Origin of the sequence: Adlercreutzia shanghongiae, from assembly GCF_035830635.1 — a bacterium.
Classification (GTDB): domain Bacteria; phylum Actinomycetota; class Coriobacteriia; order Coriobacteriales; family Eggerthellaceae; genus Adlercreutzia; species Adlercreutzia shanghongiae.
Genome location: NZ_JAYMFI010000003.1, coordinates 32,394 through 56,647 on the forward strand (window position 1 = coordinate 32,394; position 24,254 = coordinate 56,647).

Annotated in this window: 15 protein-coding genes; 3 read left to right on the forward strand and 12 right to left on the reverse strand. The window is 63.6% G+C overall.

Translation table 11 applies throughout. The annotated features are described in order from the left end of the window. Positions 1-36 precede the first annotated feature (36 nt). The 6 genes from VJ923_RS02250 to VJ923_RS02275 form a co-directional block, all read right to left on the reverse strand. Positions 37-2,370, reverse strand: a complete 2,334-nt coding sequence (locus VJ923_RS02250) for an anaerobic ribonucleoside triphosphate reductase (RefSeq protein WP_326438109.1) — start codon at positions 2,368-2,370, stop codon at positions 37-39. A gap of 301 nt (positions 2,371-2,671) precedes the next feature. Beyond that, on the reverse strand, positions 2,672-3,466 hold the full coding sequence (locus tag VJ923_RS02255) for an ECF transporter S component (protein ID WP_326438111.1): 795 nt from the start codon (positions 3,464-3,466) through the stop codon (positions 2,672-2,674). Further along, positions 3,454-5,175, reverse strand: coding sequence for an ABC transporter ATP-binding protein (locus VJ923_RS02260; protein ID WP_326438113.1), 1,722 nt, complete (start codon positions 5,173-5,175; stop codon positions 3,454-3,456). The genes VJ923_RS02255 and VJ923_RS02260 overlap by 13 nt, the downstream gene beginning before the upstream one ends. Next, the gene (locus VJ923_RS02265) at positions 5,148-6,059 is read right to left on the reverse strand and encodes an energy-coupling factor transporter transmembrane component T (protein ID WP_326438115.1); all 912 of its coding nucleotides are present in this window, start codon (positions 6,057-6,059) and stop codon (positions 5,148-5,150) included. Before VJ923_RS02265 ends, VJ923_RS02260 begins: the two co-directional genes overlap by 28 nt. A gap of 8 nt (positions 6,060-6,067) precedes the next feature. Further along, positions 6,068-6,976 (reverse strand): homocysteine S-methyltransferase family protein, encoded by a 909-nt coding sequence (locus VJ923_RS02270; protein ID WP_326438117.1) that lies wholly within the window; start codon positions 6,974-6,976, stop codon positions 6,068-6,070. A 541-nt stretch (positions 6,977-7,517) separates the two neighbouring features. Next, positions 7,518-8,072, reverse strand: coding sequence for a hypothetical protein (locus VJ923_RS02275; RefSeq protein ID WP_326438119.1), 555 nt, complete (start codon positions 8,070-8,072; stop codon positions 7,518-7,520). A 287-nt stretch (positions 8,073-8,359) separates the two neighbouring features. Between VJ923_RS02275 and VJ923_RS02280 the strand changes: the two genes are divergently transcribed. Further along, positions 8,360-10,999, forward strand: coding sequence for a YhgE/Pip domain-containing protein (locus VJ923_RS02280; protein WP_326438682.1), 2,640 nt, complete (start codon positions 8,360-8,362; stop codon positions 10,997-10,999). Then, positions 10,996-13,170 (forward strand): YhgE/Pip domain-containing protein, encoded by a 2,175-nt coding sequence (locus VJ923_RS02285; RefSeq protein WP_326438121.1) that lies wholly within the window; start codon positions 10,996-10,998, stop codon positions 13,168-13,170. Before VJ923_RS02280 ends, VJ923_RS02285 begins: the two co-directional genes overlap by 4 nt. Before the next feature lie 412 nt (positions 13,171-13,582). Here VJ923_RS02285 and VJ923_RS02290 read toward each other — a convergent pair whose 3' ends face one another. From VJ923_RS02290 to dnaK, 6 genes are all read right to left on the reverse strand, one after another. After that, positions 13,583-14,650, reverse strand: a complete 1,068-nt coding sequence (locus tag VJ923_RS02290) for a DUF559 domain-containing protein (protein ID WP_326438123.1) — start codon at positions 14,648-14,650, stop codon at positions 13,583-13,585. 625 nt (positions 14,651-15,275) lie between these two features. After that, positions 15,276-18,119, reverse strand: a complete 2,844-nt coding sequence (locus tag VJ923_RS02295; RefSeq protein WP_326438125.1) for an ATP-dependent Clp protease ATP-binding subunit — start codon at positions 18,117-18,119, stop codon at positions 15,276-15,278. An 11-nt stretch (positions 18,120-18,130) separates the two neighbouring features. After that, positions 18,131-18,508, reverse strand: a complete 378-nt coding sequence (locus VJ923_RS02300) for a heat shock protein transcriptional repressor HspR (protein ID WP_326438127.1) — start codon at positions 18,506-18,508, stop codon at positions 18,131-18,133. Further along, complete coding sequence (locus tag VJ923_RS02305) at positions 18,499-19,449, reverse strand: DnaJ C-terminal domain-containing protein (RefSeq protein ID WP_326438129.1); 951 nt, start codon at positions 19,447-19,449, stop codon at positions 18,499-18,501. Before VJ923_RS02305 ends, VJ923_RS02300 begins: the two co-directional genes overlap by 10 nt. Before the next feature lie 69 nt (positions 19,450-19,518). Then, positions 19,519-20,190: a nucleotide exchange factor GrpE gene (locus VJ923_RS02310; protein ID WP_326438131.1), complete on the reverse strand. Its 672-nt coding sequence runs from the start codon at positions 20,188-20,190 to the stop codon at positions 19,519-19,521. Positions 20,191-20,195: 5 nt separating this feature from the next. Next, a complete protein-coding gene (dnaK, locus tag VJ923_RS02315) occupies positions 20,196-22,100 on the reverse strand; it encodes a molecular chaperone DnaK (protein ID WP_326438133.1) in 1,905 nt (634 codons plus the stop codon). A gap of 444 nt (positions 22,101-22,544) precedes the next feature. Here dnaK and VJ923_RS02320 point away from each other — a divergent pair, with 444 nt between their 5' ends. After that, a complete protein-coding gene (locus tag VJ923_RS02320; RefSeq protein WP_326438135.1) occupies positions 22,545-23,993 on the forward strand; it encodes an ATP-binding protein in 1,449 nt (482 codons plus the stop codon). The last annotated feature ends 261 nt before the right edge of the window (positions 23,994-24,254 follow it).

Sequence of the window (24,254 nt, forward strand, 5' to 3'; positions counted from 1 at the left end):
ATCAGTCGCGCTCTTTGACGCCGTTTAGCGTCGCAGTTACTCCGCGGCGGGCACGTCGTGCTTCACGCGCTGGCTCTCCTCGGCGCGCTTGGCGTCGTTGAAGCGATCCAGCGTGCCTACCAGGTAGCCCGTGATGCGGCGGATGCGCTCGAAGGGCTGGTTGTGGGCATCCTCGGAGCGGCCGCACTTCGGGCACACGTCCTCGATGATGCCGTTGTAGCCGCACACCGGGTCGCGATCGACGGGGTGGTTCACCGAACCGTATCCCATGCCGCAGTCCTTCATGTAGCGGATGACGCTCTCGAAGGCCTCCAGGTTGTCGGACGGATCGCCGTCCAACTCGATGTAGCTGATGTGGCCGCCGTTGGTGAGCGCGTGGTAGGGCGCCTCCAGGGCGATCTTGTCGTAGGCGGAGATGTCGAAGTACACCGGCACGTGGAAGCCGTTGGTGTAGTAGTCGCGGTCGGTCACGCCGGGAATGACGCCGTAGCGGGCGCGGTCCATGCGAACAAAGCGGCCCGACAGACCCTCGGCGGGCGTGGCGATGAGCGTGTAGTTCATGCCGCGCTCCTTCGAGATGCGGTCGCAGTAGGAACGCATGTGACCCACGATCTCCAGGCCCAGGCGCTGCGCCTCGGGCGACTGGCCGTGATGCTGGCCAGTGAGCGCCACCAGGCACTCGGCCAGGCCGATGAAGCCGGTGGTCAGCGTGCCGTGCTTCAGCACCTCGCGCTGCTCGTCGGTGGGCTTCAGCTTCTCGGAGTCAATCCACACGCCCTGGCCCATGAGGAACGGCGCGTTGTACACATGCTTGCGCGCCTGAATCTCGAAGCGCTCGTCCAGCTGGCCGGTCACCAGCTGCAGCTTGGAATCCAGCAGGTCGAAGAACAAATCCACGTCGCCCTTGGCGCGGATGGCCAGACGGGGCAGGTTGATGGAGGTGAAGGACAGGTTGCCGCGACCGGGGGTGATCTCGCGGTCGGGGTCGTACAGGTTGCCCATCACGCGGGTGCGGCAGCCCATGTAGGCGATCTCAGTCTCCGGGGTGCCCTTGTAGTACTGGGCGTTGAACGGAGCATCCAGGAAGCTGAAGTTCGGGAACAGACGCTTGGCCGAGCAGTGCATGGCCAGCTTGAACAGGTCGTAGTTCGGGTCCTCGGGGTTGTAGTTCACGCCCTCCTTCACGCGGAAGATCTGCACGGGGAAGATGGGCGTCTCGCCGGAGCCCAGGCCCTCCTCGGTGGCCAGCAGCATGTTCTTGATGACCATGCGGCCCTCGGGGCTCGTGTCCATGCCGTAGTTCACCGAGCTGAACGGCGTCTGCGCGCCGGCGCGGGAGTGCATGGTGTTCAAGTTATGCACCAGGGCCTCCATGGCCTGGAAGGTCTGGCGATCGGTGTCGCGAGAGGCGTTCTTCTCGGCGTAGGCCACGATGCGGTCGGCCGTAGCCTCGTCGGTGCCGGCCTCCACCAGCGCACTCACCACGGCGGCGCGGAAGGCGGAATCCATCTCAAGCGAGGCGATGGTGCCGGTCTCCTCCTCGATGCGGGCGAGCATGTTCTCGGCGAAGTCGCGGTCGTCGGCGATGTCGGTCAGAAGATCGATGCCTTCGGCGATGTGCTTCTTGAACAGACGGCGGAAGGTCTTGCGCACGCCCACGGCCAGGCCGTAGTCGAAGTCGCACACCGACTGGCCACCATGCTGGTCGTTCTGGTTCGACTGGATGGCGATGCAGGCCAAAGCCGCGTAGCTGGAGATGTCGTTGGGCTCGCGCAGCACGCCGTGGCCGGTGGAGAAGCCGCCCTTGAAGAGCTTTCGCAGCTCGATCTGGCAGCAGGTGGTGGTCAGCGTGTAGAAATCCATGTCGTGGATGTGGATGTCGCCCTCGCGGTGCGCCTTGGCGTAGCGCGGGTCGATGACGCACATCTCGTAGAACTGCTTGGCCGATTCCGAGCCGTACTTCAGCATGGTGCCCATGGCGGTGTCGGCATCGATGTTGGCGTTCTCGCGCTTCATGTCGGAGTCGGCGGCCTTCGAGAAGGTGATGTCCTTCAGCGTCTGGATGAGGCGGGAGTTCACATCGCGCACGCGGCTGCGCTCGGCGCGGTACAGAATGTAGGCCTTGGCGGTCTGCACGAAGCCGGACTCGATGAGGGTCTCCTCCACGAGGTCCTGCACGCCTTCAACCGTGGGCGTGCCCTCGATGGCTCCGCTCTCAAGCTTCTCGACGACCGTCGCGGCGATCTGCTCGGCGGTGGCGCGATCCTGCATGGCCGCGCACGCCTGGAACGACTTCTCCACCGCATCGGCAATCTTGCCCGGATGGAATTCCGCCGTACGCCCGTCGCGCTTGATGATGGTTTTAACCATGTCCTTCTACATCCTTTCTTCGGCGTCCTCTTCACACCGTTTCTGCGCCGCTCTTCACGGCCTGCCAACCACAACATGCAGAAGCGCAGCAATGTTTTCCCCACTACCGCACTCCATGATTCCCGAAGGGGTAAACCCGTGTTTTGGAATTGTTTGCCAACTTCTTTTCCACGAGTTATTAACCATTAGAACCACAATATATTGTGTTTCGCGGTTCTAAGGGCGGATACATATAGTACTCGCGGCACCGTTCGAGTTCAACCGAACAAGTTGTGTTTTTCGGCGTCGAAAAAGAACAGAATTAATTTCGATGAGGAGCGCAGTCCCGGTCGAGCAGGCCGTATTTCGCGCGAAGGCGATCCAGCTGATCGAGCAACGGATTGGCTGCGAGCAGCAACGTTGCGGCCACCGCCGCGCCATGGGCCGCGTTCACGGGAAGGCCGGCAAGGTAGACGGCGGCAGCCAGCTCGAAGGTGGGCGCCGTGGAAAGATAGAAGAACGTGGACGTGTCGAGAAGGGGGCCCGCAAGACCCACGATGAGAACGAAGCCCGCAATCGCTAGGGCGATGCGACGGGGCCAGGTGAGGTTCGCCCGGGGGAAGAGGCGCGCATCGGCAAGAAGCCCGGCGATGAGGCCCACCAGACCGAAGGCGAGCATCTGCCAAGGCGTCCACGGGCCCTGGCCGAAGATGAAGTTGCTGGCCAAGGCTGCGGTGGAACCGACGAGGAACCCAACTTGAGGACCGGCGGCTATGCCGGCAATCATAATGATGGCGGCCATGGGCTTGAAGTGCGGCACCCAGACAAACGCCGCACGGGCCACCACGGCAAGAGCCGCGAGCACGGCCACCACCGCAATTTCGCGCGCCTGGGGACGGCGACCTTCGAACGATGCGAAGAAGGGCACGAGCGCATACAGCACAATGAGCGTGCCCGAAAGGTAATAGCCGTTGCCGGGAACCTCCATGCCGAGCACGACGGTCAGCGGCGCGAGCACCAGGGCACCCAGCACCGTAGCCAGCGCCTTCGCTCGCCCGGGGCGCCCTTTCCGCTCCGGCGTGCCCCCCACGTCGGGGCCAAAGGTTAGCTCAGGCATAGGTTCACCACGTCTTCAGCTGTGACGGCGTTGTCGAACAGGCCGCGGCTCATGCGGCTAGCGGCGGTGGTGTAGAAGCTGTTGGAAGCGAAGAAGGGCCGAGAAGCATCGGCAGCCACGATGCCGCCGTCGAAGAAAAGCGCGCACGCATCGGCGAAGCTCGCGCAGAACTCCACGTCGTGGGACACCATGAGCACCGTCGTGCCGCGGGCTGCCAGCCGGCGAAAGATGCGCGCCAGCCGCTCTTTGAACGCGGCATCAAGCCCCTTGGTGGGCTCGTCAAGCAAGAGCAGGCGCGGCCTCGTGAGCAGCACTTTGGCCAGCGCCGCCCGCTGCAGCTCGCCGCCGGACAAGTCGAAGGGATGGGCACTCAGCAGCGGCTCTATTTCAGTCGCCGTCGCCACCTCGGCAAGGGCCGTCGCGCGCTGCTCGGCGGAAAGGCCCCGATGCGCGAGCATCTCTTCCAGCTCGTCCCGCACCGTTTTCTTCGCCATGAGGCTTTGCGGGTCCTGGGGCAGCAGCGCCACGCCGCCGTGGAACAGATCGCCGCGCTTCCAGTCTTTCAGACGGCGCCCGAGCACCGTGATTTTACCGCGATAGGAGCGTGCAATGCCGCAGAGAGCCCGCAGCATCGTGGACTTCCCCGTGCCGTTGCCTCCGACCACGGCGAACAGCGACCCTTCGGGGACCGCCAGCGTCGTGCCCTTCAGCACGTCGGCGCCATCGCGCTCGTAGCGCAGCCACACTCCTTCAAGCTCGACGGCCAGCGGCGCGGACGGGGCATCGGCCGCGCAATCGTCGGGCAGGGCGCGCCGCGTCGGCGGATGAGCTGCAACTTCCGCGGCCAGCCACGCGCGCCCCTCGCGCACCGTGAGGGGAAGGCGATCGGCCGCCCCGCAGGTTTCTGACGCGAGGGCGTCGGCTCGCCCGTCGGCCCTCGACTCTTCCACGGTAGCGCAGACGCGAACCGGAACGGGCAGCGCTGCCCTCATCGGGCTCTCCGAGCGAAACAGCGCCTCCGCCACAACCTGCGGCGCCCCATCGGCGACGACGCGCCCCGCATCCATAACGACAACGCGATCGGCCAGCGCATAGGCCTCTTCCAGGCGATGCTCGCTCATAACCACAGTGGTTCCCAGCTCGCGGTTGATCTTGTGCACTGTGACCAGAAAATCGCTCGCCGCAAGGGGGTCAAGCTGGGCGGTCGGCTCATCCAGCACGAGCACCTCAGGCCGCGCCACCATGGCCGAAGCCAGGTTCAGCAGCTGCTTCTGACCGCCAGACAGCGTATCCACCCTTCTGTGAAACCAGTGCTGAATGCCGAAGTAGCTGGCCATTTCCGCTACCCGCACGCGCATGGTGCGCTGATCGCAGCCAAGGCTCTCCAGCACGAAGGCGAGCTCGTGCCACACGCTGTCGGTCACCAACTGCGCATCGGGATCCTGCATGACAAAGCCGAGGCGGGCAACCTGCTCGCGGGCGGGCACCTCTTCCAGCGGCGCCCCTTCGAAGAGAACCCTTCCCTCGCGAGCGCCATGGGGCGCAAGCGCCGGCTTGAGATGCCGCAGAAGCGTCGTCTTGCCGCAGCCGCTTGGGCCGCACACCACCATGAACTGCCCCGGCTCAACGGCGAGGTTCACCTCACGCAACGCCGCCCGGGCCGCCCCCGGGTAGCGAAACGTCACATGTTCGAAAGCGAGCAGCGCCACGCGAGCCTCCCTCCCAGGTTGATGGCGGTGGGCAGCAGCAGAAACACGCCGTAGCAGAGCACGCCGACGAGCACGTCGGCACCCACCGGCGGCACAACGATGGCGGGGAAATACCGTACCGTCGTATCCCCCAGAACGAGCGCGACAACCGCGGCAGCAAGCAGCCCGACCATCACCATAAGCACCACGCTGTCGCGCCGTTCCCACCGAAAGAGCGCGAAGTGCGTGCGGCCGGGCAGCCCGTAGCCCCGCGCGACCATGGAATCGGCGGTGACGATAGCGCCTTCCAACGCATCGGCGGAAAGTGCCGCCAGCACCGTTCCCGCCGAGCGCACCCGCGCCGCCAACGTGGCGCCCTCGGAAGGGCCCTGGCCGATGCCGGCATGGGCCAGTGCGAGCTTCTCGATTCGCCGGCGATAGGTGGGCACAAGCCGCAGCACCATCACAAGCACCGTGGACAGGCCGGGCAGAGCGCGGCCGAACAGAAACGTAAACGCATCGGAGGTCATGACCAGGTGATAGCTCGCGAACCACAGCATCATGGCGGCGAGCATAAGCCCCGTCGAAGCGCCCAAGGCCAGGGCCTCCAGCGTATAGGGACGCCCCGCCCACCAGCGGAAGAGCACGGTTTCTCCCTGGGTATTGAACAGGGGGCTCACAAGGGCGACCACCGCAAGAAGCACCGCCAAGCCGCCGATGAACCGCCAAGCGCTGCGCCCGCGAAACGAGACATAGCACAGAGCCGCCAGGCAGAGAGCCTCGGTCTGCAGCAGCGGATGGGCGAACACCATGCAGAGCAGAAGGGCCCCCGCAAAGAACGCGAACGACACCGCCGGATGCAGCGACGCAAAAGCGCAGCGAGCTTGAACGGGCAGAGCGAGCATTAACCCTCTTAGAGCTCGGAAGCGACGTCGAGCCCCGCAACAGCGGCGGCCAAAACACCGGTGTAGGCCGGGGTCGCCTGGCCGGCGGCGCGCAGGAACTGAACGCCGGCGGCCCGCAACTCTAGCGCGGCAGCCATCATGGTATCGGGGCTGTAGTAGGGGTTCTCCTCGGTCGGGCCCTGCTGCTTGGCGTCGCGCTCGAACACCTGCAGCGTAGCCATAAGGCACAGATCGGCTCCTTGGAACGCCAGCGCGTCGCGAGCCTGCTCGGCCAAAACGCGGGCCGCGCCCGGCGTCGCCAGCGTGGAGAACCCGGCCACGGCCGCACCGTATTCCGCCATCACCTCCACTGACTCGCGCCAAGTGCCGACGCCATCGGTGAGCAGGCCGTCGGCGCGCACCTCCACCGACGCGATCAGGGGCGCATCGCTCACTTTGCGCAGTCCCATGAGCGCGCACTTGAGGTCGGCTATCGCGGTGAACCCATTCAAGAAGAACGCGTCGAAGGTGCGCCCTTCAAAGAGCTTCGCGGCGCGGGCGTACTGGTCGCGGTTCTCAACCAACGACGCCTTCGACTCGGGATCGAGCGGCAATCCGCACGGGCCGATTTCTACCAGGACATGCTGGGGCTTGAACTCTGCCATCACCGCAAGGGCCGCGTCGGCAAGCGCCTCGCCCTTGCCCTCGGCGCCGATGGCCACAAGGCGCGCCGGCGTGAGAGCGGCCACGGGGGTAACGACGCATTGGGGGCCCGCCGCTGCTTCCATGCGATAGACTTCCTCGATGGTTTCCGGCTCCACCAACAGAGCCAGGGCCTGGTCGCGCACCGACTCGATGCCCGCCCGGCGCAGCGCCTCCTCCGCAGGAGACGAGACGGCGAGCATATCTTTGCCAAAGCGCAGCGCAAGATCAGCCATGGGAAGTTCCTTTCCGAGAATGTGTTGCCCTCCATGATACAAGATTGCCTGCCGCTTTCTGCGGCGGCGCGACAATCGATTCGGGAACATCTTCAGAGGTCCTCCGAGGGCGAGCGGACTCCTCAGCGGGGTAAACGGCCAGGTCGTAGGCTTGGAGCGCCCTCCACCGCCGAATTTACGCCGTTCTTCGCAGAGGACCATGCACATTATGGCCATCAACACAAGTCTTGACCTACAATTCGTATTAGCGATTTGGAAGTTCCCCTGCTTCCATCGCTCTGCTTCATACCCCTTGAAAGCAGAATGCGGCACTCGATGCCGCTACCCCCTCCTCCGACGCGGTGAGGCACCCCTCCTCACCGCGTCACTTCTTTTCTTGGCGCTGCCCTTGAAACAAGCGCCGTGCTCATGACGATGAGCAGCCCGCCGGCGGAACTGGATCGGAGTTCCGCCGGTTTTTCTTTTTCAAGCAACAACAAAGCCCGGCGCACTCTTCAGTGCGCCGGGCTTCACAGTGAATTACTTTAATCTTACGTATCGCCTAAATTCCCTCGGAGTCCTCGGCTTCCTCGACGGCATCGGTCTCGCCGGGCTCTTCCTCTTCCTCGAGGTAGCGCTCGTCGATTTCCTCCTCGGCGTAGTCCACCGGCTCCTTCAGGTTCTCCATGAAATTCGGGGCCTCGCCGATGTAGGCGGCTTCCGACTCGAAGGTGAAGGCGCCGTCGTCGGACACCTCGTACAGATACGCGATGGCGTAGCCGTCCTCGGCGCCGGGCACGCCGCCCTCGGCGATGAGCGCGTCCTTCACGCCGTCGTCAGTCTCGATGTAACCGTCGTAGCAGAAGGCGTAGCAGGTGGCGCCGCGGGCACCGCGCACGTTCTTCTCCGCCGCCTCGAAGCACTCCTCGGCCGAGTCGCCGGGATGAGACTCCAAGAACAGATTGTCCTTCACCACCAGCGTCGTGAAGGGAATGACATCCTCGCCGCCTTCGACCTTCTCCTTGGCCTCATCCAGGGCGAATACGAGCACGCGCTCGAGCTCTTCGGGAATCTCCGGCACCTCGGTGCTCGCGTTTTCGATGTTGCGATCGGCCACTTAGGGCCTCCTTTCTTCAGGCGTCGGGCTCGGGCCGCCCTACGGTCCTTTCGCCCGGCTCACGGGCGCCTCCATCGGCGCATCGTTGCTTGCCCGTAGTGTAAAGCAACGCCTCTGCGACTCAAGCCACAACACGGCGACAAACTGGCAGCGCGGCCCAACCTTTCGATGAGGGCGCGGATAATTTTCTCAGATGCATCACGACAGGTCGGGCGGCTGTCGGGGCTGCCCGACCGAACAAGCCGCAACGAAACGAGTAAGGCGGAAGAGCGACCGGACAGGTGCCGATGCTGAAACGAGCGCTGACATATTTTGGCGTCATCTTCGCCATTTTTACGCGGGACGTGAAGCGCGTGCTGCGCAACCCCGTGGCGCTCGTCATCACCCTCGGCATGATCGCCATGCCCTCGGCGTATGCCTGGTACGTCATCGTGGCAAACTGGGACCCCTACAGCAACACCGAGCACATGATGGTGGCCGTGGCCAACAACGACGAGGGCGCCGACAGCCCCGAGGCGGGGCACCTGGACGTTGGCGCGGAGGTGGTCGATCAGCTGCACGACAACCACGACATGGGCTGGGAGTTCACCGACGAGCAGAGCGCTGTGCAGGGCGTTTACGAGGGGAAATACTGGGCCGCCCTCGTCATTCCGAAGGACTTCAGCGCCGATTTCGCCAGCGTTTTCACCGGCGACTTCACCCAGCCTACCCTTGACTACTACGTGAACGAGAAGCCCTCCTCCATTGCGCCCAAGGTCACCGACGCGGCCGCGAACGCCGTGGAGAAGGCCGTGAACGAGAGCTTCGTGAAGACGGTGACGGAGAAGGTGGTCGACACCACCCAGGACGCGGGCGCCACAACCGAAAACAAGGCACATAATGCGGAAGGCAGCCTCACGGCCGGCGTTCGCAGCGCCCATGAGACGGTAGCGCAGACGCGCACCGCCCTCGACGGCCTGGCGAACACCGTGCAGAAAACGCGCACGGCGGTAAAAAACGCCGACGACACCTTGACGGGCCTGCAGGAATCACTGCCTCATCTGCGCAATGCCATCGCGCAATCGAAAACGCTTTTGGAACAGACGAGAGATACCGCCAGCAGCTACGGAACGTCGCTTTCCAAGCACGTGACCGACGGAGCCTTGGCCCTTGCCGGGGCCGCCTCCACCACCCAGAAGGCCCTGGGCACCGTAAGCGGAGACGTCGCCTCAGCCGAGGCGAGCGCTCAGGCGGCGCTCTTCCAAGCCCAGGCCCTTGTCACCGACAACGAGACCCTCATCGCCGAGCTGTCGCAGCAAGCGGCCCAAGAGGGCGCGAATCCGGCCATCGGCCAAGCGCTCAACGATGCCCGCAACGCCAACGACCGCCTCAAGGCCACGGTGAGCGCGCTCTCCCAGGCCGAGCAGAACCTCGCCAGCACGACGTCAGCGCTCGAGACCGAGGGGACGGCTCTCACCGACGCCGCCGAGTCGGGCGCAAGCACCGCGCAAAAGACCGCCGCGGCCTTCCAGGATTCCGTGCTGCCCAACATCACCAAAAGCCTCGATGCCCTGGTGGAGGCCTGCGGCACCTTGGACGGAGCCTTGGCGGGGCTCACCCCGTCGTTAGGCGAGGCGCGGGCCATTCTCGCCGAGCTCGACGACACCTTAAGCACCGCCTCCGATTCGCTTTCCTCCACATCGGCCTCTCTCGGCACCATGGAAGAAAACCTCAATCGCACCTTGACCGACCTGGAAGCGCTGCAAAGCTCGGCGACCGCTGAGGCCCTCGCCCAATACTTGAAGGCCGACCCCGCGACCGTCGGCTCGTTCATGGCCGCGCCTGTCGCCCTTGACACCCAGCTCGTGTATCCCGTGAAAAACTACGGCAGCGGCGTTGCCCCCTTCTTCACGAACTTGGCGCTTTGGGTAGCCGGCTTCATTCTCATGGCCATGGTGAAACTGCGCGTCGACCCCGCGGGCCTCCCGAAATTCACGCCGACCCAGGCCTACTTCGGACGGTGGCTGTTCTATGTGGTCGCCGGCCTGGCCATGGGGCTCGTCTGCTGCGCGGGCGACCTGGTTTTGGGCATCCAGTGCGAAAACCCGGCTGCCTTTATCGGGGCCGGGCTGCTCACGGTGTTCGTCGACGTCAACCTCATGTTTGCGCTGGCCTACGCCTTCCGCCACCTGGGAAAGGCCCTGTCCGTTATTCTGCTCATCGTGCAAATACCGGGATCTTCGGGCATGTTCCCCATCGAGATGATGCCCGCGTTCTTCCGCGCCATCCATCCGCTTTTGCCCTTCACCTATTCCATCGATGCCATGCGCGAGGCCATTGGCGGCTTCTACGGCATGGACTACCTGCACGACATGCTGCTTTTGGGGCTGCTGTTCGTGCCCCTCGGCTTCCTCATCGGCCTGGGCATCGGGCGCTACGACTTCAATCTGAACCTCATGTTCGACGAGAAGCTCGGCGCCACCGACCTGTTCACCGCCGAGCCGGTAACGACCAGTGCGAGCGAAACGAGGCCCGCACCGGCGCCCAGCCAAGCGCGCTTCCGCACGCGCACCCTCGTTCAGGCGCTCCTTGACACCAAGGCCTTCCGCAGCGAACTGCTTGAGCGCGCCGCCCGGTTCAAGAAGCGCTACCCGAGGCTTCTGACCGCGGGATGGGCGGCGCTTATCCTGCAGCCCCTTGTCACCTTCGCCGTTATGGTAGTCGTGAAAGCCGACGTGGACGCGCGCGTCATGATGCTGATGGCCATGGTGGCTGGCATTATCGTTGTGAACGTCTACCTTATCGTCATCAGCTTCTTGAACGACCGCCTCACCCACCAACTTGCCCTGGCGAACATGAGCGCCGCCGACCTGCAGGCCATGGCCTCTCGCCAGGCAGGGATTGCGGCACCGAAACCGCCCCGAGATAGCGGCGGTGATACGGCATGAGCATGATGGGCGAGATATTCCTCGGCGACGTGCGGAACTTGTTCAAGAACGTCATTGCCGCCATTGTGGTCGTGGGCCTCATGCTTGTGCCGCCGCTCTACGCCTGGTTCACCACGCTCGGGTTTTGGGACCCCTACGACAACACGGGCAACATCAAGGTGGCCGTGGCCTCGGCCGACGAAGGCTACGCATCCGACCTCATTCCAACGCGCATTAATGCCGGCGACCAGGTCGTAAGCGCCCTGCGAGCCAACGACCAGTTCGACTGGCAGTTCGTCAGCGAAGATGATGCCGTAGAAGGCGTCCGCTCCGGCGAGTACTACGCGGCACTGGTTATCCCGAAGAGCTTTTCGGCCGACCTTATGACCGTTTTCTCCGATCACGTCACCGAAGCCACCATCGTGTACTACGACAACGAGAAGGAAAACGCCATCGCCCAGCGCGTGACCTCCACCGGCGCCAGCACCCTGCAGGAAACCATCGATGAGACCTTCGCCGAAACGGTGGCCAACGTCGCGCTGGGAACCACCAGCAGCCTCACCTCCTTCATGAGCGGCGAGGGCATTCTCACCTACGCGCAAACGCTGGGCACGCGACTCGAGAGCGCGGTGGGCGAGCTGGAGGCGGCCGCAGACCAGGCGGGAGCCTATGCCGACCTCATGGGGTCCACCGGCTCGCTCGTGAAGGCGACGGCCTCTATTCTCGATGAGGCGGGGAAAGCCCCCGATGCCACCACGCCGCTGATCGACGACGCCCGAAGCGGTCTTGCCAGCGCCGAGGACGGCCTGGCCGCTGCCACAGAAGCCGCCGACGCGGCCCTGAGCGAGGCGAGCGCGAGCTACGATGCCGTGACCAAGGCGAGCAACGACGCCTTCGACACCATGAAAAACGATCCCGCTGCGGCCCGCGAGCTGCTCGCCCGGTGCCGCCAAGACGTAGAGGCCTTGAGCCAGGCTTACCAGACCATGCGGGAAACGCTGGCAGGCGTTGACCCCGCAAGTCCTGCCCTGGCAACCCTGGACCGCGCCATCGCCGAGTTGGGCACGCTCAGCACGAGCCTGAAGGCCGCCGAAGATACCGTCGATAAGGACGCCGCCTCCATCGAGTCCGCGCACGATCGCGTGGAAAGCGCCCTCGCAAATGCCCACTCGGCTCTGAACGAGAGCAAAGATACCTACAACAACCAGCTGAGAGACGACCTTTCCAGGCTGTCTGCCAGCCTGCAGCAGGTAGGCGACGACACCGAAGCGCTCACCGATTCGCTGAAATCGACCGCCCTCAGCCTGGGCAGCTCCACCGATGCGCTCGGCGGAAGCCTTGAGGCCGCCGAAGCATCGCTGCGCAAGACGGCCGATACGCTCGGCACGGCGGCCGCGCAGCTGTCCCAGGCGCGGGACGACCTCTCCCACGCCATCAGCACGGGCGACATCAACGAGGTGCGCCGCATCATCGGCAACAACCCCTCGGCTGTGGCCAAGTTCCTGGCCGCCCCGACGAAGCTCGAGCGGCACGCGGTGTATCCCATGGCCAACAACGGCAGCGCCATGAGCCCCTTCTACACCTCGCTGTGCCTGTGGATCGGCGCCATCTTCATGGTGGCCCTGATGAGCGTGTCCGTTTCCCCTGCTCGTCAAAACGAGCTGACCGGGAAATATGGACGCGCGCCGCGCAAAGCCGAGCTTTATTTGGGGCGCTACGGCGTGTTCTGCCTCATCGGCCTTGCCCAAGCGCTCATCGTGGGCCTGGGCAACGTGTTCTTCCTCGGCGTGGAATGCGAGCACTTGGGCCTGTATCTTCTTGCCTGCTGTCTGGCCTCGGTCGTGTTCACGAACCTCGTGTACACCCTTACGGTTTCGTTCGGCAACATTGGCAAGGCCCTCGCCATTATCGGGCTGGTGCTGCAGCTGGCCGGCGCCGGCGGCCTTATGCCCGTGCAGATGCTTTCCGCTCCGCTGTTCCAAGACATCTATCCTTGGCTGCCCTTCGCCCACTCGATGCCTGCCCTTGAAGGCGCCATGGCGGGCATCTACGGTGACCAGTACCTCATGCAGATGGGCCTGCTTGCCGCGTTCCTCGTTCCGTCGCTCATCCTAGGCCTCGTGCTGCGCCGCCCCGTCATCCGCCTAAACGACTGGGTTCTTGCCAAGCTGGACGAAACGAAATTCCTGTAGGGAAACGCCTTCGGCAACCGCGGCAGAGCACGCGACGCACCCCGGTCATGGCTGAACGGAGAGCGCTTACGGTGTTGCCTGGTGACATAAACAAGGGCTTTTCTGCACATTTTTCGACTTATATAGTAACTCAACGCGCCCAGGTCACGAATCATGCCCACGACAGGTAAACCGCGCTGACGTTTTCCCAGGTCCAGCTATAGAAGAGATCGCCGCCCTCTGCTATTTGAAAATCTCAGAAAATCATATGCCTATATAAGTCGAATTATCTGCAGCTACAGGGGCCTTCATGTCACCAGAGCGGCGCAACCTAGGTACCAAGCGATGCGGGAGGCAAGAGCGAGGGGCGCTTTGCCTTTTCCCAAAGTGAGCGACTGCCCTTTTACGGCGTCGCAAGTCTTGGAGACGGCACCTAGAAGGTCCGCGCATGATAGCGGGCGATTTGCGCGCGAAGAGCCCGATGGCGCGGCATGTCGCGCTCAGAGAGGTAGCGCGTTCTCTTCCCTGCTTTTCTTGAGGCCGGCACGATGATTGCTTGGAATTCCTCAGGATTCTGCAGCTGCGCGTTGGTAAGCGTGGCCACTTCGTAGCCTTCCGCTCGCAGGGCATCGCGCCGACGGGAATCGGTTGTTCGGGCCTCTGCATCGCTGTGGCTTGCGCCGTCGTATTCCACCACGACATTCGCATTCTTGAACTTGAGGTCACAGACGACTTTCTTCTGGCGCGCAATCGTTGCAGCCTCGGGGCTCAGCGTCACGACATCATTTAGAAGCGCCCCCTTGGCCCCAAGGCCTCCATAGCGACGCGGGAGAAGCGCGAGGAGCGCAAGTTCGGTTTCTTTAACCGAGGCGGACTTGTCGCGAAGCTGCCGCGCTGCTCGCCGGGCCTTGTTGGTGCCGCCACGACCCTGGTAACGATCAGCATAGGCCGCAAGGAGCGTTTGCGAAGTGACGGGTGCCCTTACGTAGACAACTTCTCCGTCGGGCTGATAGTCGGCATCCAGCGGATATCCACCCGTCAGCTCCATCCCGCAGGCACATAGGGACCCTTCTTCCAGCACACTTGCCATCTGCATGAACGTGAGCTCCGGCGAGGCGACATACAGACCGTCGATAATGCTCACAAAGGACCGCCGAGGCAGCGCGCAGCTCACTTGGTGGAACTGGACGTTCTTTTCTGCGCAACGCCTTCCCGGCGCGTATGGAACGCAAACATGCAGACAACCTTCCGAGCCGACACCAATGCCCGCCCGCACCAAAAGCGCACGCACTTTCTGACCATGGGCGTCCAGCGCTTGCTTGATCTCGCGCTTCGTGCAAGCAGGATTCTTGAACACCGATGCTGTCGGCAAAGAGAAGGACGGCAGTCGGTCGCGTGTAAAGCAGTCCCCCGAATGGAAGAACCCTAGGGGGATGGCATTCGCCTTGGACCACCAGATCCAGAATTGCCAGGCACTGATATGCGAGAGATATATATTCATGGCGGACAGTTATATCACGACGTGCGTTTGCGCAGCTGTTCGCGCCGCACTTCTCAAAGGTTACATATCTTAAATCGCACGCCGCTTCGATCCCCGTTTAGCTGAGCGGTGACACGAAGAGGCGCTATGATGCATATTTCTTGACTTATATAGACATTTGAAAAATGCACTGTCGCTGGAGAAGGCCGATTCCGAGCGCAAGCTAGAGCATTTTTCCAGCTCACGGGGAAATCTACTGGAAAGGTCAAATTCCTGAGGAGAGCCGCTGGATATTCCAATGCCTATATAAATCCAAAAATATGCACCAGGAGGAACTGTTTTGTCACCGGTATGAGGGAAGCAAAATTTGCAAGCCAAATCGAAGTCGGCGAGAACGCAACGCGCCCCCGGTCATGGCTGAACCGGGGGCGCTTACTGTGAAAGGGTAGGTTGCAAAAGGTAGCGCGTCGGCTCCCGGCGTCGCCGGCCGAGACCTCTGAACACTGCCTACCTGCGACCGAAGGTCGCCCATAAATGCATGAAGGAACACAGCGCCTGAGCCGAAGGCGAACAGCAAAGCGGGGGCTCGGATAGCGACGCCGGGAGCCGACGCGCAAGGGGACGGAGCCCGCCCCCTTGCAAAGTCTTAGGCGATGGGGTCCTCACCGAGGTCGCCGTTGCTCAGGGTGTCCAGATCCTGGAGGATCTCCTTCGGGGCGGCGCCGGCGGTGAGGAAGCTCGGGTCGTCCAGGTTCAAGTCGTCCAGGTTCAAGTCGTCCAGGTTCAAGCCGTCCAGGTCCATGGGGCCCTCGACGCGGCAGGCGTAGTTGCCCTCAGCGTCGATGTCGATGAGCACGTGGCTGCGGTCATGCAGCTCGCCGGTGATGACCTTCTCGGCGATGCGGTCCACCACCTCGCGCTGGATCAGGCGCTTCAGCGGGCGGGCACCGTACACCGGGTCGTAGCCGTCGATGGCCAAGTGCTCCATGGCCGCCGGCGTCACGTCCAAGGTGATGCGACGAGACTGCAGGCGATCACGCACCTCTTCCAGCTGCAAATCCACGATAGGCTCGATGGCCGAGATGGACAGCTCGTTGAAGGTGATGACGTCGTCGATGCGGTTCAGGAACTCGGGGCGGAACGTGGAGGACAGGGCATCCTGAATGCGATTCGTGAACTCCTGCATGCGCTTGGCGGCCTGCTCGGGCGTCATGGACATCATCTTCTCGGCCATCTCGCCCATGGTCTCGCCGCCTGTTGCCTGAGCCTCGTCGAAGGCGCGGCCTTCAGCCGCATGCTCGCGGATGATCTGGCTGCCCACATTGGAGGTCATGATGATGATGCAGTTCTTGAAGTTCACCACGCGGCCCTGGCCGTCGGTCAACCGTCCGTCATCGAGCACCTGCAGCAGCACGTTGAACACGTCGGGGTGCGCCTTCTCCATCTCGTCGAGCAGCACCACGCAGTAGGGGTTGCGGCGCACGGCCTCGGTCAGCTGGCCGCCCTCGTCGTAGCCCACGTATCCCGGAGGCGCTCCGATCAGGCGCTGCACGGAGAACTTCTCCATGTACTCGGACATGTCGATGCGCACCATGGCCTTCTCGGAATCGAACAGGTACTCCGCCAGCGTCTTGGCCAGCTCGGTCTTGCCCACGCCGGTGGGGCCGAGGAACAAAAAGCTGCCGATGGGGCGGTTCGGGTCGGACAGGCCCGCGCGGTTGCGGCGGATGGCGCCGGCCACCACGCCCACGGCCTCGTCCTGGCCGATGACGCGACCCTTCAGCACTTCCTCCAGGTCGACGAGCTTCTCCATCTCGCCCTGCATCATCTTGGCCACGGGAATGCCGGTCCAAGCGGCCACCACCGAGGCGATCTCCTCTTCGGAGACCTCCTCTTTCAGGATGGCGCCGTCCTGCTGCTTCAGCTTCACGGCCTCCTCGGCCGTATGCAGCTGCTGCTGCAGCTGAGGAATGCGCGAGTAGCGAATCTCGGAGGCGAGCTGCAGATTGCCCTCGCGGGTGGCGCGCTCCTCATCCAGCTGGGCGCTTTCCAGCTCGGCCTTCAGGTTCTGCACGTCCACGATGGCGTCTTTTTCGTTCTGCCATTCGGCCTTTTGGGCATCCAGGGCCTCCTGGGCCGCGGCGATTTCATGGCGCAGCTTCTCCAGGCGCTCCTTGGAGGCGTCGTCGGACTCCTTCATGAGGGCCTGTTCCTCGATTTGCATCTGGATGAGCTTGCGCTCGGCGGCGTCCACCTCTTCGGGCATAGAGTCGATCTCGATGCGCAGGCGGCTGGCCGCCTCGTCCATGAGGTCGATGGCCTTGTCGGGCAGGAAGCGGTCGGTGATGTAGCGGTCGGAAAGCTCGGCCGCGGATACGATGGCGCCGTCGGTGATGCGCACGCCGTGGTGGATCTCGTACTTCTCCTTCAGGCCGCGCAGGATGGCGATGGTGTCCTCTACCGTGGGCTCGCTCACGAGCACCGTTTGGAAGCGGCGCTCCAGGGCGGCGTCCTTTTCGATGTACTTGCGGTACTCGTCCAGGGTGGTGGCACCGATGGCGCGCAACTCGCCACGGGCGAGGGCGGGCTTCAGCATGTTGCCCGCATCCAGCGACGAATCGCCGCCGGCACCGGCACCGACGATAGTGTGCAGCTCGTCGATGAACAAAATGACGTTGCCATTGGCTTCCTTCACCTCGCGCAGCACGTTCTTCAGGCGATCTTCGAACTCGCCGCGGTACTTCGCGCCGGCCATCATGGCACCCAGATCGAGCGAGACGATCTCGCGGTCCTTCAAAGACGAGGGAACGTCGCCGGCCACGATGCGCTGGGCCAGGCCCTCCACGATGGCGGTCTTGCCGGTGCCGGGCTCGCCAATGAGCACGGGGTTGTTCTTGGTGCGGCGGGACAGCACCTGGATGGTGCGGCGGATTTCCTCGTTACGGCCGATAACCGGGTCCAGCTTGCCCTCGCGAGCCTGCTGGGTGAGGTTCTGGCCGAACTGCTCCAAGGCCTCGAACTGGGTCTTGTCGGTCTGAGAAGTAACGCGGGTGTCGCCGCGCAGGCTTTCGTAGGCTGCCTCGATGTTCTTGCGCGTGACACCGGCCGTGGTGAGAATGCGACCTGCGGCGCCCTTGTCCTCGGACAGCGCAATGAGCAAGTGCTCGCTTGTGGCATAGCTGTCGCCCAGCTTCTCGGCGATTTTCACCGCGTTGTCGATGACCTTGATGAGGTCCTGACCGGGAATGGCCATGGGGGCAGCGCCGGTCTGCTTGGGCATCTTGGCAATTTCGTCGGCCACGTTCTGGGCGAGCCAAACCGGGTCGGCGCCGATGCGCTTGATGATAGCGGCGAGGTTGTTCTCGTCGGAATCGAGCAGCGCTTTCAGCAAATGAATGGGTTCGATGACAGCCGCATCGGCATCGCCGGCGACACCCATAGCCGCCTGAAACGCCTCCTGCGCCGTCACCGCTAACTTATCTAATCTCATATCGTTCTCCTTTATGGCAAACGCCGGGTGGGGGTCACGTGGACGATGGCTCCGACGGTCGTGCGATTCTCAAGCTCGCGGACGCGTTCGGCCAGGCGGCGAACTCGCGCGTGCAGGTCCTCCACTTCCGCCTCGCGGTCATCGAGTCGGCTCTGCAAATCAAGAATGCGCGTGACGCCGGCGAGGTTGATGCCCTCGCTCGTCAGCTCGTTGATCAAGTTGAGTCTCTCGATGTCGGCTTGGGAGTACATGCGCGTGTTGCCGCTGGTGCGCCGGGGGGTGACCAGGCCTTTCTGCTCGTAGGAGCGCAGGGTCTGCGGGTGCACGCCGGCCAGCTCGGCTGCAATGCTGATCATGTACAGCGGCCGATTCCTATCGTCTATTGCCATGGCCGCTTCTCCTCTCCCGTTGCCGCGAGGAAGTCCTCCATGGCCTTCTTCTGCTCGTCGTTCATATCCGTGGGCACGTCAACGTGAATCTGAATCTTCAAGTTGCCGAACTGCCCTTTGTTCTTCAAATCGGGTGCGCCCTTGCCCTTGATGGTGAGCACCTTGCCGTCCTGGGTGCCAGCGGGCACCTTCACCTTGAGCTTCTTGCCGTCGGGCGTGGGCACCACGATAGAAGTGCCCAGGGCTGCCTCAGCCACGTTGATCGGCAGGGTGAGCACCACATCGGCCTTGTCGCGACTGAAGTAGGGATGCCCGTCAATCTTCGTGGTGATGAGCAGATCTCCCGCCGCGCCGCCGTTCTCGCCCAGGGCGCCCTGGCCGCGCAAGCGCACGCGGCCGCCGTCCACAGCGCCGGCGGGCACCTTCACCGTGTGGGTGTCGGCCTCGCTCTTGCCGGGGATGCGCACGGTGATGCGCTTCTCGCATCCGTTGAAGGCCTCGTCGAAGGTCACGTTCAGCGTGACGTTCATATCCTGGCCCTTGCGGGGCTGCGGTTGGCCGCCGAAGCCGCCACCGAAGTCCCAATTGCCCCCAAACGCACCTTCGCCATGGCGAATGCTCTCCAGAATGTCGGCCCAGCTTCCGCCGAAGCCGCCGCCACCGGAGCCGCCGAAGATGTCCTCGACGTTGAAGCCCTGGCCGCCGCCCCATCCGTGGGGAATCTGGCTCTCGTTCGCCGTGCCGTACTGATCGTAAAGTTCGCGCTTCTTCTCGTCACTCAGAACCTCGTAGGCCTCATTGAGCTCCTTGAACTTCGCCTCGTCGCCGCCGGCATCGGGATGGTGCTTGCGGGCGAGCTTGCGAAACGCCTTCTTGATTTCGTCGGCTGTGGCGGTGCGCGGAACGCCTAGCGTTTTGTAGTAATCAGGCGTAGCCGCCATTCGTTCCACCTCCGTTACTTTTCTTCTATCGAATACAAGGGCGGACCCGCAAGTCCGCCCCGATCAGTCTTACTCTTCTTCAGGCTTTTCCCTCTTGGGGCCGCCGGTGGTAATGGTTACCATGGCGGGCCTGATTACCTTCGAGCCCATCTTGTAGCCTGGCTGGTATACCTGGGCCACGGTCTCGTCGGGGACGCTCGGGTCGTCCACGGTTCCGACGGCCTGGCACTCCAGGGCGTCGAAGGCCTCGCCAGCGGGGCTGATGACCTCAAGGCCGCCCTTGGCCAGCACGTCGTTCAGCTTGGTCTGCACGGCCTTCACGCCGCCGAGCAGTCCGGTCTCGCCGTTGGTCTCGGCGTACTCCACCGTGCGGGCGAAGTCGTCGAGCAACGGGATGATGCTCTCCATGAGCTTCTCGGTGGCGCGGGCCTTCTCGGCCTCGCGCTGCTCGCCCATGCGGCGGCGGTAGGTATCCCACTCGGCATGCAGGCGCACGTACTTGTCCTGCCAGTCGGCGGCCTCGGCCTTGGCCGCGGCCACGACCTCGGATTCCTCAATCACGCCGGCCACAGCCTCCGCGGCGGCCGCCTCGAGCTCGGAATCCAGCTCGCCGGCCTCGTTGGCCTCGATCACCTCGGCATCAGCGATAACCTCGGCGTCGGTGGGGGCGGAAGCCGCCGGAGCGGCTTCCGCGTCAGAGGAGGTAGAAGAGTTGACGTTGTCCTTCTCGGGCTCAGTCATCGGTCTTACTTCCCTTCGTTCTCGTCGTCGACGACCTCGTAGTCGGCCTCGATGGTGTCATCGGCCGGAGCGGTCTCGGCAGCGGCGGCCTGGGCGCCCGCGGCGGCACCCTCGGTGGAGTACACAACCTCGGCGAGCTTGTAGCCGGCCTGCTGGATCTTCTCGGTAGCAGCCTTGATGGCGTCGATGTCAGTGCCCTCAAGGGCGGTCTTGGCCTCGGCAATGGCCTCCTCGGCCTGGGTCTTGGCGTCGGCCGGAACCTTGTCGCCCAGCTCATCGAGGGTCTGCTGGGTGGCATTCACCAAAGCGTCGGCGTTGTTGCGCACCTCGGCCTCTTCCTTACGGGCGGCGTCCTCCTCGGCATGCTGCTCGGCGTCCTTCACCATGCGATCCACTTCGTCGTCGGACAGCGCCGTGGAGCCGGAGATGGTGATCTGCTGCTGCTTGCCGGTGCCGAGATCCTTAGCGGACACGTTCACGATGCCGTTGGCGTCGATGTCGAAGGTGACCTCGATCTGCGGCACGCCGCGGCGGGCGGCCGGGATGCCGGTCAGCTGGAAGCGGCCGAGCGTCTTGTTGCCCGCGGCCATCTCGCGCTCGCCCTGCAGGACGTGCACCTCGACGGAGGTCTGGTTGTCGGCGGCCGTGGAGTAGATCTCGGTCTTGCGGGTCGGGATGGTGGTGTTGCGCTCGATCATCTTGGTCATCACGCCGCCCATGGTCTCAACGCCCAGGGAAAGCGGGGTGACGTCCAGAAGCAGGATGCCCTGCACGTCGCCGGCCAGCACGCCGCCCTGAACGGCAGCGCCCATGGCCACGACCTCGTCCGGGTTCACGGACATGTTCGGGGCCTTGCCGGTGAGGGTCTTCACCAGCTCCTGCACGGCGGGCATACGGGTGGAGCCGCCGACCAGGATGACCTCGTCCACCTCGCCCATCTTGAGCCCCGCGTCCTTCAGCGCCTGCTCGACCGGCTTCTTGCAGCGATCCAGCAGATCCTTGGTGATGCGCTCGAACTCGGCGCGGGTGAGCGTCAGGTCCAGATGCTTCGGGCCGGAGGCGTCAGCGGTGATGAAGGGCAGGTTGATGTTGGTCTGGGTGGTGGAGGACAGCTCCATCTTCGCCTTCTCGGCAGCTTCCTTCAGACGCTGCAGGGCCATGGGGTCACGGCGCAGGTCGATACCGTTCTCGGCCTGGAACTTGTCGGCCATCCAATCGATGATGCGCTGATCCCAGTCGTCGCCGCCCAGGTGGTTGTCGCCAGCGGTGGAGGCAACCTCGAACACGCCGTCGCCAAGCTCGAGCACCGACACGTCGAAGGTGCCGCCGCCCAGGTCGAAGACGAGGATCTTCTCGTCGTGGTCGACCTTATCGAGGCCGTAGGCGAGCGCCGCAGCCGTCGGCTCGTTGATGATGCGCAGGACCTCCAGGCCGGCAATCTTGCCGGCGTCCTTGGTGGCCTGGCGCTGAGCGTCGTTGAAGTAAGCCGGCACGGTGATGACGGCCTGGGTGATGGGCTGGCCCACCTGCTTCTCCGCGTCGGTCTTCAGCTTCTGAAGCACCATGGCGGAAATCTCCTCGGGGGTGTAGTCCTTGCCGTCGATGTCGATGACGGCGCGGCCGTCCTTGCCCTTCTGAACCTTGTAGCTCACGGTCTTCTGCTCTTCGGGGGTCTCGTCGAAGGAGCGGCCGATGAAGCGCTTCACAGAGGAGACGGTGTTCTCCGGGTTGGTGACCGCCTGGTTCTTCGCGGCCTTGCCGACGACGCGCTCGCCGTCCTTGCGGAAGCCCTCGACGGACGGGGTGGTGCGGTCGCCTTCGGCGTTCACGAGGATCTCCGGCTCGGAGCCCTCCATGACGGCCATTGCGGAATTGGTGGTGCCCAAATCGATTCCAAGAATCTTAGCCATGTGTGTACTGCCTCGCTTTCACAGTTAGTGATACAGATGAATGATATTGAAGCGCAGTATAAAACTTGAGTCATATACTGTCAAGTTTCCTCAATATCATTCAGTGAGACGAGCTCACTGCTCGCCACAATAGCGGGCCGAAGGCCCCGAAAAAGCAGCGCGGGCTATCTGTTGCCAAACTAAAACATTGCCGTCATCAGGGAGAATTCAAAGAGGTTGCTAGATTTCGCTTCAAATTTTCTCGCCCGTTGGACGCAAAGAATATGTGTTCGAGTTGTGTCTATGACCTTCGTGCTTACCATGCAAAAAACGGCCTGCAGGCATGCGCGCCTTCCAAGGAACCCGGCTTTCCCACGCCGGGAAGTTGCGCAGGGCCCTCGCTTTGGCGCCACCTCCTTATATATAATGCAATGAACTGGTACTGCTAGGGTAAGAGAGGTCTTAATGCCCATTTCCGAATCTTCGTTGCCCATCGCTCGTCGGGCAACGTGGCGCGACGAGGAATGCCTCGAGCTGGTCTGCGGCATCGCTAACGCCGGCGGCGGCCGTCTTATTCTGGATGCCGACGTCGATAGCCGAGGCACGGTCAAGCGACGCACAAGCCGCCTGATGAAGGCCATTCCCGGCACCATCGCCCGCTCGCTTTCGCTCACCTGCGCCGTGGAGCTCGTGCTCGACAGCGGCAAATTCTGCCTTGAGGTGGTTGTGCCGCCGGTGGATGACCCTTTGAGCTATCACGGCGTGTTCTACTTCTTCCGCGATGGCGAGAACCAGATTCTCGACGACCAGGCCCTCGACCGCCTTATGCAGCGCGATACGGAATCGGACGTCAAGTGGGACATCCGCCCTGTGGTGCAGGCGAGCCTTGATGACTTGAACATGGGCCTGGTGACCCGTTTCACCGGCGCCGCCCGCGACACCGATATCACCACCGACCGCGATGAGCTGACGGCCATCGAGGAGACTTTGCGCCACGCGGGCCTCATGACCGGCGTGGGCACGCCCACCAACGCGGGCATTCTGCTGCTGCACAACCGCCCTCACCAGTACATCCCCGGCGCCACGGTGCGCATTGGCTTTTTCGGAAGCCACGGCGGCAGACCCATCTACGAGGATGAGATCTTCGGTTCCATCATCGAGCAGGTGCACGCCACGGTAGAGCTGCTTTACGAGAAGTACCTGCCCGAAGACGAGCCCGCCCCCAAAGGCACCTACCGACTCGGCACCGCCGGCGGCCACGGCCGCCCGCCGCGCGATGCGGTGCACGAGGCGGTGCTCAACGCCCTTGCCCACAAGAACTACGACAGCGGCACGCCGGTTCAGGTGAGCGTGTTCACCGACCGCCTGTGCATCGACAACGTGGGGCGTCCGCCGCGCACCTGGACCGTAGCGGCCCTGCTCGGTCGCCACACGTCGCGACCCAACAATCCGAACCTCGTGGCCGCCCTGCGCTCGCTCGGCGTCATCGACGGCTGGGGCAATGGCATCTCCTCCATCCGCATGCACTGCATGGAGGCGGGCACCCCCGAGCCCATTTTCGAGCTGCGCGACGACGAGACCACCATCTGCTTCCCCATGGATTCCGACAGTCTTTTGGCCGCCTCGGTAACCAACGTCGATAGCGTGAGCGCCTCGCCGGTGGCCCGAAACGCCCTTCCCGAAGTGCAGGCCGCCGCCCGGGCCCACGCCACTCAGCAGGACACGAGCCTGACGCTCAACGACGAAAAGGTGCTCGCCATGATTGACATCGACGGGCGCCTGACGGCCCCGCGCATCGCCAAGAACCTCAACATCAGCGAGAGCACCGTGCGCCGCAGTTTCCGCCGCCTGCGTGAGCTCGGCCTCATCGACCGCGTCGGCTCCGACAAGTCTGGCTTCTGGCAAGTGAAATAATCGCTCCCAGACAAGCTTTCAGAAATGCGGAAAGGCAGCCCTGTGGCTGCCTTTCCTGTTGGAGGGAGGGAGGAGGGTTGCGTCTTCCCTTTGTCAGGGCCCAGACCCATCCCCGCCCATCATCCTGATCTAACGGGTGGGGATAGGCCTAGGCCCTCATCGACCGCCCGCATGTCCTGATCCATGCGGGCGGTCCATGGCATGCGCCGGCAGGTGCAAATCCGGACCTCGCACCCCGTCGGCTTCTGCAGCCGCGAGCGC

What these genes read in the sequence shown, in the direction of transcription:
- VJ923_RS02250 (WP_326438109.1), bottom strand. Translation starts at nt 2,370, where the DNA reads ATGGTTAAAACCATCATCAAGCGCGACGGGCGTACGGCGGAATTCCAT.
- VJ923_RS02255 (WP_326438111.1), bottom strand. Translation starts at nt 3,466, where the DNA reads ATGCCTGAGCTAACCTTTGGCCCCGACGTGGGGGGCACGCCGGAGCGG.
- VJ923_RS02265 (WP_326438115.1), bottom strand. Translation starts at nt 6,059, where the DNA reads ATGCTCGCTCTGCCCGTTCAAGCTCGCTGCGCTTTTGCGTCGCTGCAT.
- VJ923_RS02270 (WP_326438117.1), bottom strand. Translation starts at nt 6,976, where the DNA reads ATGGCTGATCTTGCGCTGCGCTTTGGCAAAGATATGCTCGCCGTCTCG.
- VJ923_RS02280 (WP_326438682.1), top strand. Translation starts at nt 8,360, where the DNA reads ATGCTGAAACGAGCGCTGACATATTTTGGCGTCATCTTCGCCATTTTT.
- VJ923_RS02285 (WP_326438121.1), top strand. Translation starts at nt 10,996, where the DNA reads ATGAGCATGATGGGCGAGATATTCCTCGGCGACGTGCGGAACTTGTTC.
- VJ923_RS02290 (WP_326438123.1), bottom strand. Translation starts at nt 14,650, where the DNA reads ATGAATATATATCTCTCGCATATCAGTGCCTGGCAATTCTGGATCTGG.
- VJ923_RS02295 (WP_326438125.1), bottom strand. Translation starts at nt 18,119, where the DNA reads ATGAGATTAGATAAGTTAGCGGTGACGGCGCAGGAGGCGTTTCAGGCG.
- VJ923_RS02300 (WP_326438127.1), bottom strand. Translation starts at nt 18,508, where the DNA reads ATGGCAATAGACGATAGGAATCGGCCGCTGTACATGATCAGCATTGCA.
- VJ923_RS02305 (WP_326438129.1), bottom strand. Translation starts at nt 19,449, where the DNA reads ATGGCGGCTACGCCTGATTACTACAAAACGCTAGGCGTTCCGCGCACC.
- VJ923_RS02310 (WP_326438131.1), bottom strand. Translation starts at nt 20,190, where the DNA reads ATGACTGAGCCCGAGAAGGACAACGTCAACTCTTCTACCTCCTCTGAC.
- dnaK (WP_326438133.1), bottom strand. Translation starts at nt 22,100, where the DNA reads ATGGCTAAGATTCTTGGAATCGATTTGGGCACCACCAATTCCGCAATG.
- VJ923_RS02320 (WP_326438135.1), top strand. Translation starts at nt 22,545, where the DNA reads ATGCCCATTTCCGAATCTTCGTTGCCCATCGCTCGTCGGGCAACGTGG.